Genomic DNA, 12,244 nt, shown 5'->3' on the forward strand with positions numbered 1-12,244 from the left:
GATGTCGACGATCACCGCTGCCGCGCCGTCCGTGAATTCCCCCAGTCGAGTCCTGCTGGCCAGCCTGATCGGCACCACCATCGAGTTCTTCGATTTCTACATCTACGCCACGGCCGCGGTGCTGGTGTTCCCGCACCTGTTCTTCCCGGACAGCAGCGAACAGGCGGCGCTGCTGCAGTCACTGGCAACGTTCGCGGTCGCGTTCATCGCGCGTCCGGTGGGCTCGGCAGTGTTCGGCCACTTCGGTGACCGTATCGGCCGCAAGGCCACGCTGGTGGCCGCGCTGCTGACCATGGGCCTGTCCACGGTGCTGATCGGTTTGCTGCCGACCCACGCGCAGATTGGCCTGTGGGCCCCCGCGCTGTTGGCGCTCTGCCGCTTCGGCCAGGGCCTGGGGTTGGGCGGCGAGTGGGGTGGGGCAGTGCTGCTGGCCACCGAGAACGCACCGCCGGGCAAGCGCGCCTGGTACGGCATGTTCCCGCAGCTGGGTGCGCCGCTCGGCTTCCTGCTGTCGGCCGGCATTTTCCTGGTGCTCGGCCGCTGCCTGAGCCAGGACGACTTCCTGCAGTGGGGCTGGCGTATCCCGTTTGTGGCCAGCGCACTGCTGGTCGGCCTCGGCCTGTGGGTGCGCCTGAACATCCACGAGACGCCCGATTTCAAGAAGGCGCTGGAGCGCAAGGCGCCGGTGCGGCTGCCGATGTGGACGGTGCTGCGTGACCATCCGGTACCGATGCTGCTGGGTACCCTGGGCGCGTTCGCCACCTTTGTGCTGTTCTACCTGATGACGGTGTTCAGTCTCGGCCATGGCACCGCGGTGCTGGGCTACAGCCGCGAGCAGTTCCTGCTGATGCAGATGGCCGGCATGCTGTTCTTCGCGCTGGGTATCCCGCTGTCGGCGCGCTATGGCGACCGTTGGGGCACGCGACGCACGATGATCGTCGCCAGCGTACTGATCGTCGGTTTCGGTGTGCTGTTCGCGCCGCTGTTCCAGCCGCACAGCCCGGGGCTGGTCACTGGCTTCCTGTGCCTGGGCCTGTTCCTGATGGGCCTGACCTACGGCCCCTGCGGCACCTTCCTGGCCGAGATCTACCCGGTGGAGGTGCGCTATACCGGCGCGTCGCTGTCATTCAACCTGGCCGGCATCCTTGGCGCGGCACCGGCGCCGTACCTGGCCACCTGGCTGGCTGAACGCTTCGGCCTGGTCGCGGTGGGCTACTACCTGTGCCTGACTGCGGTGGCGACCCTGTGCGCGCTGGTGGCACTGCACCGGCGCGCCCTGAGGCTCAACCAAAGAAGCGCTTGAGCGTACGCCCCAGCCAACCGCCCCCTTGGTGCTCGCGGGCGAACTGGTTCAGGTGCGCCTTGACCTGTTCGGCATAGGCCTGGTCATCACCGCGTATGTGATTGAACAGCCAGCGTGAGAGCATGGTGCGCAGTTCGTCGCTGATGTCCTCGCCGGCCTGGAAGCGCATGCGGTATTCCGATACCCGCTTGATGAAGACCTCATGCACGCGCTTGTGCGCGGCACAGAACGGGTAGCCCGCTTCTTCCATCAACTCTTCTTCGAACGCGAAGTGCGACATGGTGTAGTCCACCACCTCGTCGATCACTTCACCCACCGCCGCACGCTGCATGCTGGCCTGGGCCACGTGCAGGTGGTTGAGCATTTCGATGATGCGGCGGTGTTGTTGGTCGATCACATCGATGCCGATGTTCAGATCGTCCTGCCAGACCAGTAGTGCCATCCCCGGCTCCCCTTCATGCGTATGTCGGGGCCGACTGTAGAGCCGCCGCGCGGGTGCGGCGTTGATCTGGATCAAAGCGGGCCGGTCAGGGCAGGGCCGGCTCGCGCGGGCGCAGCGGGCTGGCCACCGTGGTGCAGCTGACCCGGTTGCGGCCACCGGCCTTGGCCAGATACAGCTGGCGGTCGGCCTCGGAGATCAGCCGGTGCAGCGCATCACGCTGCGGGCGCAGGCAGCACAGGCCAATGCTGACCGTCATGCGAAGCGTCGCGGTGCCAATGTCCACTTCCAGTGCGGCGATGCGCTGGCGCAGCTCCTCGAAGTACTGCAGTGCTTCGTCCTGTTCCATGTCCGGCACCAGCAGGCAGAACTCCTCGCCACCGAAGCGTGCGATCAGGTCCTGGCTGCGTGCATGCGCGGCTACCGCACCGGCCACCGCGCGCAGCGCATCATCGCCGGCCTCGTGGCCGTGAGTGTCGTTGATGTGCTTGAAGTGATCGATGTCGATCATCGCCACCGCCACGCACTGGCCATGCAGCTGCAGCTGCGGCAACTGGCGCTGGCTCTGTTCCAGGAAGCAGCGGCGGTTGGGCAGGCCGGTGAGGAAGTCGCGGGTGGCCAGGTCCTGCAGGGTGCCGATCAGTTCCAGCTGGTCCACGTTCTGCGAGACCCGGCAGAAGAATTCCTCACGCGAGAATGGCTTGCGCAGGAAGTCATTGGCACCGTTCTTCAGGAAGCGCGGGATCAGCGAGGCGTCGGTGTTGCCGGAGATGCCGATCACCGCCACCTTGTCGCGTGAGCGCAGGGTGCGCAGGCGGCGGGTGAATTCCACGCCCTGCATGCCGGGCATTTCCTGGTCGACCACCGCCAGGCGGATCGCCGGATGCGCCTCGATCGCGGCCAGGCCCTCGTTGCCATCGGCCGCTTCGTGCACCTCATGGCCATACATGCGCAGCAGGGCGGCGGCATAGCCGCGCGCGGACGGGGAATCGTCCACCACCAGCGCCGCGATGCGGCGGTTGCGTTCCAGCCGCTGCACCAGCCACACCAGGTAGTCGATGCTGCCGGGGGTATTCTTCAGTACGTAGTCGATGATCTGCTGCTGCAGCACGCGCTTGCGCAGGTCCTCGTCGTACACGCCGCTGACCACCACGGTCGGCAGGTCGCGCTTGAGGAAGAACTCGACCACCGCATCGCGGTCGCCGTCGGCCAGCACCAACCCGGTCAGCACCAGGAACCAGCCGCCACCCTCGCTCAGCAGGCGATCGGCCTCGGCCAGGGTGGAGGCGATCACCACCGGCAGTTCCAGGCGCTGCTCGATGGCTTCGCGCAGCATGCCGGTAAAGGCACGGGAATTTTCGACCAGCAGGATCCGCTGTGGCAGCGGATCGGCCAGGTCGCCATCGACGGCGGCCTGCGGCAGGACGGGCATGATGCGGTGGCTCACGAAGGAGGGCTCGGCACGGATAGCGGCGGTTTCGGGCGTAACTTTAGCGGCGAACGTTGCGCGCCGAGCCAGATTCCGTGTCAGGCCGCCGCTGTCGCCGCGTGGGTGATCGATTCATGGAGGACCAGTCGCAGCCGATTGCCCCGGCAGTGAACCGTACCGCCGTAGGCAAGCATTCGACCGGCAAGGCGCTCGATGGCCTGTTGTGTGGTGCGTGTCGACAGCGTGCAGTCACGGTCGAGCAGGCTCACTACGGCAACGATGCCGCGACGTCCGCCCGCGCGGCCACTTCGGGCGCGCACGCAGACCTGCCCGGACTCCAGCTCCAGCAGCAGCGACACCGCCTCGATCAGGGAGCGGTAGATGGCCAGTTGCAGATCCACGGTCAGCAGGCAGGGGTTGCCCGCCAGCCTGGGCGGAATGACGCGGTGCGTGTTGTTCCAGATTTCGCATGCACCACCGGCTTGCAGGGCGATGTACAGCCCCACCTGCTCCAGTCCGGTGGGATAGACCAGGCTGGCCTGTTCACGGAACAGCCGTGAGTGCACGGATGAAGCGTGTTGCAGGCTGTTCGCCACTGCATGATGGCCCTGAGCCTTCAGCCAGCTGACCATTTCAACGAGCGAGCTGTCCATGCCGTCGCCCAGACGCTTCAAATGGGCGGCCCGTTCACGCAGCTCACGTTCGCTGGTCTGGTGAGAACTGCGTGCCAGGCGCAGCGTCGTTTCCTCGGCCAGACCGCGGGATCGGGCGCGCTGATGGTGATAGCTGATGCTGGAACCGAGCGCAAGCAGCGCGACACTCATCACCGCCATGTTCTGTTGGGTGGCGAACGTACCGAGGTCGAAAGAGGAGGGCAGGCCGGTACTGGGCGTAGCGCCGTGAAGTGGGAGATTCAACAGCGGAATCGCGATGGCAGCGCCGCGCCAGCCATGCATGAAGGTCAGGGCGATGGCAGGTAGAGCCGCCAGCAGGACAAGGTGTGTGCGGGTGGTATGTGCGCTACTGTCTGTCAGCTGCATGCCCAACCCCAGTATCAGCATCGCCAGGATCGCCGCAGCTGTAGGCGCAACAAAGCGGGTGCTCCACCTGGGATCCGCGTGCCGCTGCGCCCAAAGGAAGGCCAGCGGGAGCAGGGTAATGATGGCCGCGAAGTGACCAAAGAGCGTTCGGTCGACCGCGTCCAGCAGGTTGCTCGGCGGAGGGTTCGACCAGAGGACATATGAAATGCCCAGGTTGAGACCCGGGACGAACAGTGCCGTGCAGATCGACAACGACAGCAGCCAGAGACCGGTGGCGGCCTCGGACGGTATTCTCCTGAGGTGAAGGTGGACCACCAGCATCGCCATCGGCATCAACAGTGTTGACGCCAGGATGACCCACGCCAAGCCGTAGGCATCAATCATGGGGATGCGCAGCGTCGCGAAGTAGATGTATTCGCCCAGCAACAGGTAGGGCCACAAGCGGGGCGGGACGATCAGCAGTGCTGCTGCCCGGATGCCTGCGGGCAGGAAGAACTGATCGAGCGAGAACTGACGCGATATGAGGCAGCTGGCCGCATAGGCGGCGGCCAGCACAAGACCGACCGGACGGATCCGGAAGCTCAGTTCAATTGCTTTCTTGAATCGGTCCAAAAACAAGCCTCCTTTGCTCCCGCTCAGCTACCGCTGGCCCGCTACTGGACACTATCCACTAGATCGTCGCAGGCGCAATCAGCACCCTCCTTCTTCTGCAGATGACGTGGTGCGGGCATGGTGTGCAAGGGGGGGCACGAATGGAACTAAATCGTCCGGATTATCCGTCAATCACTTTGTTGTGGCGGGAAGGCGCTACTATCGTTTTGAGGTTGTTTGCTCTTATCCCGACCAGGAGGTCATTGTGCGATCCATATTTGTTGGTGTTGTAGCCGGGGCAACATTGTTCGCCGCAGCTCCGGTATTCGCGAGTGATAGAGGGGGCGGTGACTACCACGGCAGTCCCTTGGCAAGTGCCGCAGTTTCGAAGGCAGGCCTTGGTGAGACCAACCCTGCCGCCGCAGACATCAGCGCCGATCCGGCTTGGCAGGTGTATGCCTTCCAACGCGATGGCATGGTCTACCTGCAGGTCAACGATCTGACCGGGCAGGTAAAGCTGATCATCGGCAATGCCGCTGGTGCGTACTTTGCATTGCCTGCCGGCAAGTCCGCAGCACTTGTTTCGCTTCCCGGTCAGCGACTCACTGTCCCATCCACTGCAAAGCGTTCCGAGGTGTATCGTGCGCAGGACGTGGTACTGGTGCGGTATGCCACCGCGGATGGCGACATCTGGTCTGTCGAAACACCGTAGCGCCCGGACCGGAGGGCTTGAGGCGTGCGAGCGATCAAAACCGCTTGCACGTTTCCGCGACCACGCTCAAGGCGGGGGCAAATGCCTGCTATCGAAACAGAAGTCAGTAGACCTTGTCATTCAAGCCTGAGCGCGTGAGGGACCCGCTTCGAGTCCCGAAAGGCTGTTCCGGGCATCTGATGAAAAAGCATCCAGAGGAGCGGCTGTACCCGTTTCCTTCATTGCCAGCACGATGCGATTTCGGTTGCATTTCAGTGTGCCGCCGTAGGCAAGCGTCCTGCCGGCCAGTCGTTCCATCGCGGCGGCGGCGGTTGTGTCCGAAAGGCGTTGATGTTGATCCAGTAGTGATACCGCTATCAGGATTCCACGATGCGAACCCGTCCGTCCGCAACGCGCCCGCACGTAGATCTGTCCCGTTTCACCCTGGATCAGCAGTGACACCGCATCTATCACAGTGCGGTAGGCAGCAAGCTGCAGTCCGACACTGAGTTGACAGGGGTCGCCAAGCAACGACGGATTGGCGACGCGAGCCGTTCTTTCCCATGCTTCGCGAACGCCACCTGCTCGGAGGGCAACATAAAGGCCGAGCTGCTCCAGGGCGGTCGGATAAATCATGCTTGTCTGCTCGCGGAACTGGCGCGAATGAATCGACGCCACATGTACAAGGCTCTCCGCAATCGCATGATGGCCTTGTGCAGTAAGCCAGTTGATCACCTCGTCAAGCGCATGATCAATGCCATCCCCAAGCTTCCGCAGATGCAACGCGCGTTCGCGAAGATCCAGCTCACTGGCGACATGGGAGCTCCGAGCAAGTCTGATGGCATTTTTCTCGCCGACCTCCCGCAGTCGATAACGGTGATAGTAGTGAGTGATCCGGGAGCCCAGTATGAGCAGTGCTGCGCCCGTGACGGCCATGATCTGCTGGGTCGCGAACGATGCAGGATCGAATGACTCAGGGTGAGACGAAGGTGTTGTCAGACCGATAATCATGTTCAGGGTGGGCACGCCGATGGCGGCGCCCCGCCACCCATATACGCATGTGAGAAGAACGGCGGGAAGCGCCATGAGGAGTTGCAGGGATACTTTTGTCGTCACAGCATCGGCAGGTACGTCCGCAGCCCAAAGGCCGAACACGACCATAAGCGCAAGCGCTCCTGCCATCTGTGCGATATCCCGTTTCCGGACCTGCACTTCAGCCTTGCCTCGCGACCACAGCAGCACAAGCGGCGCAAACGTGAGTATTCCGATGAAGTCACCTACTACCAGGCGGACGATTCCGGTCAACAGCGGAAAAGCGGGAGGTGTTGGCCAGAGGAAGTTCGCCAGAAGCAGGTTGATCAGTGTGACGGAAACTGCAGCGAAGGCAGCAATCGAGATGAGCCAAGCGTTCTTTACTGCCGAGATTACATTGCGATGGAGATAGACGATCGTCATTACAACCGGCATCTGGAACACCGAGCCGAGAATGACCCATGTCAGCCCGTACCGATCGATCATCGGCACTCGCATCTGTGCGAAATAGGCGTACTCGCCCAGCAGGAGATAGGGCCAAAGCCGAGGAGGGCAGAGCAGTACCGCGGCCACGCGTACACCAGCGGGCAGATAGAACTGATCAAGGGACAGCTGGCGGGTGGCCCAACAGGCAATGGCATACAGCACAGCCAAGGCAAGTCCTGCCGGATGGATGCGCAACTTCAGCTGCAGGCCTTCATTCCACCAATTCAATCGCACTACCCCTTCACAGTACGTTCCCTGTCAGCATCCATTCGCCGCGGGACCCGGTTCTTACCGACGGTATCGACACGCGTTCGATTATGCAATCACTGCAGCGCAGCGCCGGGCAAGTGAGAAAATCATCACATGAATTGCCGTGGCGACGGTTTTCACAGTTTTCGAGGCAGCTGATTCAGGGGGATCCCTGATCAACTCACCACAACGCATCCCGCAGCTTGTACCACGACATCGCCGCCACCAGCAGCGGCGTGCGCAGCAGCCGGCCACCGGGGAAGGGCGCATGCCGCAGGCGCTGGAACACGTCCAGACGCTCGCTCTGGCCGGCAATGGTGGCGGCGATCACCTCGCCGGCCAGCCCGGCGGCGGCCACCCCATGGCCGGAGAAGCCCTGCGCGAAGTACAGGTTGCCGTCCAGCCGGCCCCAATGCGGGGCGCGGTTGCGGGTGATGTCCACATAACCACCCCAGACCTGGTCCAGTGCCACGTCGGTCAGCTGTGGGAACACCTGGTGCATGCGCCGCTGCATCACCCCGCGAAGGCCGGGTGGGGGCAGGGCCGAGTAGCTGGCGCGGCCGCCGAACAGCAGCCGGTGGTCGTGGCTGAGGCGGAAGTAGTCCAGAGCCCATGCGGTGTCGGCCACGGCCATGTTGTTGCCGATCAGCGCCCGGGCGCGTTCAGCACCCAGTGGCTGGCTGGCGCCGATATAGGTGCCCACCGGCATGATCCGCCGTTCCAGCTCGGGCAGCAGGCCCTGCAGCCAGGCGTTGCCGGCCACCACCAGATGCGCAGCGCGCACGCTGCCCTGAGCGGTATGCAGGGCAGGCTGCGGTCCGCGCTGCACGCGGGTCACCGCGGAGTTCTCGTGGATCACCACGCCGGCGGCGCGCGCCGCATCGGCCAACCCACGTGCATACGCCAGCGGTTGCAGGTGCGCGCTGAGCGGGTCGAACATCGCGGCGCGGTAGCGCGGGCTGCCCAGCTGCGCGCGCAGGGCATCACGGTCCCACCATTGCATCGGGTAGTCGTAGTGGCGCTGCAGGTGCTCGCAGTTGGCCAGAAGTTCACGCTCATGCCGTTCGCGGATGGCGACGCTGGCATGGCCTTGCACCCAATGGCAGTCGATGCCGTGACGATCGATGCGGGTGCGCATCGCCTGCACCGCGTCACGCGACCAGTCGAACAGGTGGCGCGCATCATCGCGTCCGAGCTGCCGTTCCAGCTCGTCCACCTCGCAGCCGTAGCCGACCAGCGCCTGTCCTCCATTGCGGCCGGACGCGCCCCAGCCGATCCGCTGCGCGTCCAGCACCACCACGCGCTGGCCACGCGTAGCCAGTTCCAGTGCTGCGGTCAGGCCGGTGTAGCCCGCGCCAAGCACTGCGACATCGGCCTGCACATTCCCCTGCAGCGAGGGAAGTGCGGGCGGCTCGGGCAGGCTGGCGGCGTACCAGCTGGGCGGGAAGGCGGCGCTCATCGCAGGCCTTGCGGGCGCAGTACGGACGGGCGGAGCGGGGGAGGGCGATCAGCGTTCACGCCCTTAGTTTCGCCGATGCGTGACGGCCATGGTGTGACGGCGACGACTTGCCGCGTTCGCCGGGCGACGGGTAACGTGTCGGCACGCCAAGGAGTTTTCCCATGCGCCGCCTGCCCTGGGTGGGCCTGCCCACCGACAGCACCGTGCTCGGCCATCACCGCTTCGCGGTGGCCGGCGAGAAGTACGTGCGCGCGCTGGCCGAGGCTGCCGAAGTGACCCCGGTGGTACTGCCGAGCCTGCAGCCGCCGCTGCCGGCTGGTGACTGGCTGCAGGGGCTCGATGGCCTGCTGTTGACCGGCGCGGTCAGCAACATCGAACCGCAGCACTACGAGGGCGGCCGCAGCTGGCCGGGCAATCCGCATGACCCGGCCCGTGATGCCAATGCGTTCGCGCTGCTGCGCGAGGCGCTGGCGTTGGACCTGCCGGTGCTGGCGATCTGCCGCGGCCTGCAGGAGCTGAACGTTGCGCTGGGTGGCACGTTGCATCCGCAGGTGCACGCGGTGCCTGGTCTGGCCGACCATCGCGAAGACCCGAAGGCGCCGGTTGATGTGCAGTACGGGCCGGCCCATGCGGTCGCCCTGGCGGCGGATGGCTGGCTGGCGCGGTGGAGCGGCAGTGGCCGGACGCAGGTCAATTCGGTACACGGGCAGGGTATCGCTCGTCTGGCGCAGGGGCTGCAGGTCGAAGCCGTGGCCGATGATGGCCTGGTCGAGGCGGCACGCAGCCTGCACCATGATTTCGTGCTCGGCGTACAGTGGCACCCGGAGTGGCGTGTCATGGACTCGCCGTTCTATCACGCTATTTTCCGTGCGTTCGGCCAAGCTTGCCGGCAGCACCAACAGAACCGACTGGATTCCCGATGAGTTCCCGAACGCGCCCGCGCAAGACGGCTACGCCCCCCGCACCGCAGGAAAGCAGCCTGCTGCGCTGGCTGAAGGAGCGGCGCATCACCGAGGTCGAATGCCTGGTCCCGGACATCACCGGCAACGCGCGCGGCAAGATCATTCCCGCCGACAAGTTCTCGCATGATTACGGTACGCGGCTGCCCGAAGGCATTTTCGCCACCACCGTCACCGGCGAGTTCCCTGATGACTACTACGAGCTGACCTCGCCGTCGGACTCGGACATGATGCTGCGTCCCGATCCGGACACGGTGCGCATGGTGCCGTGGGCGGCCGACGCCACCGCGCAGATCATCCACGACTGTTACACCAAGAACGGTGAGCCGCACGAGCTGGCGCCACGCAACGTACTGCGCCGCGTGCTGGCGGCCTACGCCGAGCTGGGCCTGCGCCCGGTGGTGGCGCCGGAGCTTGAGTTCTTCCTGGTGCAGAAGAACACCGACCCGGACTTCCCGCTGCTGCCACCGGCCGGCCGCTCCGGGCGTCCGGAAACCGCGCGGCAGTCGTACTCGATCGATGCGGTCAACGAATTCGACCCGATCCTCGACCTGATGTACGACTACGCCGATGCGATGAAGCTGGACGTGGACACGCTGATCCACGAATCCGGCGCCGCGCAGCTGGAGGTCAACTTCACCCATGCCGATGCGATGGACCTGGCCGACCAGGTGTTCCTGTTCAAGCGCACCATGCGCGAGGCGGCGATGCGCCACGGCGTGTATGCCACCTTCCTGGCCAAGCCGATGGAGAACGAGCCGGGCAGTGCCATGCACATCCACCAGAGCCTGGTGCGGGTGAGCGACGGCAGCAATGTGTTCGCTGGCGATACCGATGCCGAAGGCGAGTTCAGCCCGGTGTTCGGCCACTACCTGGGCGGCCTGCAGAAGTACGCGCCGCAGGCGATGGCGTTCTTCGCGCCGAACGTGAATTCCTACCGCCGGCTGGTGTTCGGCGAAGTCTCGCCGAGCAACGTGCACTGGGGCTTCGACAACCGCACCTGTGGCCTGCGCGTGCCGCTGGACACGCCGGAGAACATGCGCGTGGAGAGCCGCTTCGCCGGTTCCGACGCCAACCCCTACCTGGCGATGGCGGCGACCCTGGCCTGCGGCCTGCTGGGCATCCGCGAGCGGTTGGCACCGGATGCGCCGGTGACCGGCAGCGCCAAGGAACTGGGCTACAACCTGCCGCGCTCGCTGGGCGAAGCGCTGGATGGGCTGGAGCAGTGCAGCGACCTGCAGGCCCTGCTGGGCGAGCGCTTCTGCCGCGCCTACATCTCGGTGAAGCGCAAGGAATACGAGACCTTTTTCCGTGTCATCAGCTCGTGGGAGCGCGAGTTCCTGCTGCTGAACGTCTGAGCATCCGGAATAGAAAAATCCGCCGCCGGGGGGTAGGCTGGCACCCGTCGCCGGCCCCGCCGGCCCCCCTTCCCGCATTCTGGAGCACCCGATGAAGCTGCGTATCCTCACGCTCGGCCTGGCCTCCGCCATGCTCGCCGCCTGTGGCGGTGGCAATGGCGGCGCGCAGGACAGCCAGGTCCTGAACGTCTACAACTACAGCGATTACATCGCCGAGGACACCATCCCGACCTTCGAGAAGGAGAGCGGCATCAAGGTGACCTACGATGTGTTCGACAGCGATGAGATGGTCGAGACCAAGCTGCTGGCCGGCAACAGCGGCTACGACGTGGTGGTGCCGACCCTGAACTTCTTCGGTCGCCAGATCCAGGCCGGTGTGTTCCTGCCGCTGGACAAGAGCAAGATCCCGAACCTGGCCAATCTCGATCCGGCGGTGATGAAGCGCATCGCCACCCAGGACCCGGGCAACCAGTACGGCGTGCCGTACATGATCGGCACCACCGGCATCGGCTACAACGTGGAGATGCTGAAGCAGCGCTTCGGTGGCAGCACCGACATCGCCAACAGCTGGGACCTGGTGTTCAAGCCGGAGAACATCAGCAAGATGAAGGACTGCGGCGTGACCATCCTGGACACGCCGGCGGACATGATCCCGATCGCGCTGCATTACCTGGGCCTGGACCCGCACAGCGGTGACCCGGCCGAGCTGCAGAAGGCGGCCGACCTGCTGAAGTCGATCCGACCGTACGTGCAGAATTTCCACTCCTCGCAGTACGTGGGTTCGCTGGCCAATGGCGGCACCTGCCTGGTGGTGGGCTGGTCGGGTGACATCATCCAGGCCCGCGACCGCGCCGAGGAAGCCAGCAATGGCGTGCACGTGGCCTATTCGATCCCGAAGGAAGGCGCCCCGCAGTGGTTCGACATGCTGGCGATCCCGAAGGACGCCAAGCATCCGGAGGCCGCGTACGCGTTCATCAACTACCTGCTGCAGCCGAAGGTTGCCGCGGCCAACACCAACTTCATCCACTACGCCAACCCGGTGCCGACCGCGACCCCGCTGGTGGATGAGGCGATCCGTACCGACCCGACCATCTACCCGCCGGCCGACGTGGCCGAGAAGATGTTCACGTACTCGATCAACACGCCGGAGACCGACAAGCTCTACACCCGGCTGTGGACCGAGGTGAAGACCGGCCGTTAAGCCGGTC

The 12,244-nt window shown here is 64.8% G+C and carries 10 protein-coding genes; 5 read left to right on the forward strand and 5 right to left on the reverse strand.

All coding sequences use genetic code 11. The annotated features are described in order from the left end of the window. Window position 1 precedes the first annotated feature (1 nt). Window positions 2–1,303 carry an MFS transporter gene (locus ACSYS9_RS06980; protein ID WP_071228411.1) on the forward strand — a complete coding sequence of 434 codons (1,302 nt, stop codon included), beginning with the start codon at window positions 2–4 and terminating at the stop codon, window positions 1,301–1,303. Here ACSYS9_RS06980 and ACSYS9_RS06985 read toward each other — a convergent pair. From ACSYS9_RS06985 to ACSYS9_RS06995, 3 genes are all read right to left on the reverse strand, one after another. Further along, window positions 1,284–1,745 (reverse strand): bacteriohemerythrin, encoded by a 462-nt coding sequence (locus ACSYS9_RS06985; RefSeq protein WP_004151683.1) that lies wholly within the window; start codon window positions 1,743–1,745, stop codon window positions 1,284–1,286. The genes ACSYS9_RS06980 and ACSYS9_RS06985 overlap by 20 nt on opposite strands. Window positions 1,746–1,830: 85 nt before the next feature. After that, entirely contained in the window at window positions 1,831–3,174 is a 1,344-nt protein-coding gene (locus ACSYS9_RS06990; RefSeq protein ID WP_032127881.1) for a diguanylate cyclase, read from the reverse strand. Between the two features lie 95 nt (window positions 3,175–3,269). Then, window positions 3,270–4,823 (reverse strand): MASE1 domain-containing protein, encoded by a 1,554-nt coding sequence (locus ACSYS9_RS06995; RefSeq protein ID WP_071228410.1) that lies wholly within the window; start codon window positions 4,821–4,823, stop codon window positions 3,270–3,272. A gap of 346 nt (window positions 4,824–5,169) precedes the next feature. On the opposite strand from ACSYS9_RS06995, the gene ACSYS9_RS07000 reads away from it, so the two are divergent. Further along, window positions 5,170–5,514, forward strand: a complete 345-nt coding sequence (locus tag ACSYS9_RS07000) for a hypothetical protein (RefSeq protein ID WP_053092140.1) — start codon at window positions 5,170–5,172, stop codon at window positions 5,512–5,514. A gap of 120 nt (window positions 5,515–5,634) precedes the next feature. On the opposite strand, the gene ACSYS9_RS07005 is transcribed toward ACSYS9_RS07000, so the two are convergent. Together ACSYS9_RS07005 and ACSYS9_RS07010 are read right to left on the reverse strand one after the other, a co-directional pair. Then, complete coding sequence (locus tag ACSYS9_RS07005) at window positions 5,635–7,239, reverse strand: MASE1 domain-containing protein (protein ID WP_049399959.1); 1,605 nt, start codon at window positions 7,237–7,239, stop codon at window positions 5,635–5,637. A gap of 202 nt (window positions 7,240–7,441) precedes the next feature. Further along, window positions 7,442–8,719 (reverse strand): NAD(P)/FAD-dependent oxidoreductase, encoded by a 1,278-nt coding sequence (locus tag ACSYS9_RS07010; protein ID WP_071228409.1) that lies wholly within the window; start codon window positions 8,717–8,719, stop codon window positions 7,442–7,444. 161 nt (window positions 8,720–8,880) lie between these two features. On the opposite strand from ACSYS9_RS07010, the gene ACSYS9_RS07015 reads away from it, so the two are divergent. The 3 genes from ACSYS9_RS07015 (at window position 8,881) to ACSYS9_RS07025 (ending at window position 12,237) form a co-directional block, all read left to right on the forward strand. After that, complete coding sequence (locus ACSYS9_RS07015) at window positions 8,881–9,642, forward strand: gamma-glutamyl-gamma-aminobutyrate hydrolase family protein (protein WP_071228408.1); 762 nt, start codon at window positions 8,881–8,883, stop codon at window positions 9,640–9,642. Then, window positions 9,639–11,036 (forward strand): glutamine synthetase family protein, encoded by a 1,398-nt coding sequence (locus ACSYS9_RS07020; RefSeq protein ID WP_071228407.1) that lies wholly within the window; start codon window positions 9,639–9,641, stop codon window positions 11,034–11,036. Before ACSYS9_RS07015 ends, ACSYS9_RS07020 begins: the two co-directional genes overlap by 4 nt. A 91-nt stretch (window positions 11,037–11,127) precedes the next feature. Further along, window positions 11,128–12,237 (forward strand): polyamine ABC transporter substrate-binding protein, encoded by a 1,110-nt coding sequence (locus ACSYS9_RS07025; protein WP_071228406.1) that lies wholly within the window; start codon window positions 11,128–11,130, stop codon window positions 12,235–12,237. The last annotated feature ends 7 nt before the right edge of the window (window positions 12,238–12,244 follow it).

Source organism: Stenotrophomonas sp. STK17_22 (genome assembly GCF_051983905.1).
GTDB classification, from domain to species: Bacteria; Pseudomonadota; Gammaproteobacteria; order Xanthomonadales; family Xanthomonadaceae; genus Stenotrophomonas; species Stenotrophomonas maltophilia_A.

Coding starts and splice junctions, on each gene's coding strand:
- ACSYS9_RS06980 (WP_071228411.1), top strand. CDS start 2: ATGTCGACGATCACCGCTGCCGCGCCGTCCGTGAATTCCCCCAGTCGA.
- ACSYS9_RS06985 (WP_004151683.1), bottom strand. CDS start 1,745: ATGGCACTACTGGTCTGGCAGGACGATCTGAACATCGGCATCGATGTG.
- ACSYS9_RS06990 (WP_032127881.1), bottom strand. CDS start 3,174: ATGCCCGTCCTGCCGCAGGCCGCCGTCGATGGCGACCTGGCCGATCCG.
- ACSYS9_RS07010 (WP_071228409.1), bottom strand. CDS start 8,719: ATGAGCGCCGCCTTCCCGCCCAGCTGGTACGCCGCCAGCCTGCCCGAG.
- ACSYS9_RS07015 (WP_071228408.1), top strand. CDS start 8,881: ATGCGCCGCCTGCCCTGGGTGGGCCTGCCCACCGACAGCACCGTGCTC.
- ACSYS9_RS07020 (WP_071228407.1), top strand. CDS start 9,639: ATGAGTTCCCGAACGCGCCCGCGCAAGACGGCTACGCCCCCCGCACCG.
- ACSYS9_RS07025 (WP_071228406.1), top strand. CDS start 11,128: ATGAAGCTGCGTATCCTCACGCTCGGCCTGGCCTCCGCCATGCTCGCC.